We start from the raw sequence: 319 nt of genomic DNA, 5'->3' as shown, positions 1-319 counted from the left end.
AGTGTATCAACCACCTATAACGGTAAAGGTCAAACAGCTGCTGGCTTTACTGCAACTGGTTTGGTCAATGGCGAAACCGAATCGGTATTGTCAGGTGTCAGTGCAACGGTGACTGCTAAAGATGCAGGTCAATACACCAATAGTGCAACAGGTCTAGACAAAAACTATGAGTTAAGTTTTGTTGATGGCTCATTGGATATTGCTAAAGCCAAAGCTACAGTAACTGCCAATAGTGTATCAACCACCTATAACGGTAAAGATCAAACAGTTGGGGGCTTTACTGCGACAGGTTTGGTCAATGGTGAAACTGAATCAGTAC

1 protein-coding gene is annotated in these 319 nt (G+C 42.9%); it reads left to right on the top strand.

The annotated features are described in order from the left end of the window. A partial coding sequence (locus AC07WY_RS21475) for an MBG domain-containing protein (RefSeq protein WP_494737078.1) occupies positions 1 to 319 on the top strand: 319 nt, incomplete at both ends.

Source organism: Acinetobacter sp. GW821-FHT01C12 (genome assembly GCF_059422625.1).
Note: the sequence above shows the minus strand (reverse complement) of the source record. Positions and strands in the feature narration are given on the sequence as shown.